Origin of the sequence: Rhizobium mesosinicum, from assembly GCF_019511345.1 — a bacterium.
GTDB classification, from domain to species: domain Bacteria; phylum Pseudomonadota; class Alphaproteobacteria; order Rhizobiales; family Rhizobiaceae; genus Rhizobium; species Rhizobium mesosinicum.
Map to the genome: position 1 here is coordinate 1 of NZ_JAEUAK010000035.1, position 429 is coordinate 429.

1 protein-coding gene is annotated in these 429 nt (G+C 55.5%); it reads left to right on the plus strand.

All coding sequences use genetic code 11. The features are described from left to right. Nucleotides 1-206: 206 nt before the first annotated feature. Nucleotides 207-429 (plus strand): helix-turn-helix domain-containing protein (locus tag JNB85_RS30455; protein ID WP_220338123.1); only part of this gene is annotated, 223 nt, incomplete at its 3' end.

The following is a 429-nucleotide window of genomic DNA, read 5'->3' on the forward strand; positions in this document are numbered from 1 at the left end:
CCCGCCCCGATCTGATCTTGCAACCGGATCAGCCGGTCAGATCGGAGCTGGTCGGCGTGCCGTGCGGCGGCAAAAGGGACATTTCAACTTTGCACACAATTCGACATTGCAACTTCCCCGCCACATCTGATGTAGGGGGGTGGGTTCAAGGATGAAGTGCGACTTGCTAATGATCCCAATGGGTTATCGCTCGCAAGGAAGGCGCAATGCAACGCACCTACTCTCAGATTGGCTTGGACGAACGCCGTAAGATTGCCCGTTGGAGGTCAGCTGGGCTCAGTGTTGACGTCATTGCAGAGAAGCTCGGACGACATCGTTCGACGATCTTCCGCGAGATCCGGCGCAACATGTTTGTCGACAAGCAGATACCTGACCTCAGCGGTTATTATTGTGTGACGGCACATCAGACCGCTTGCGATCGTCGTTCGA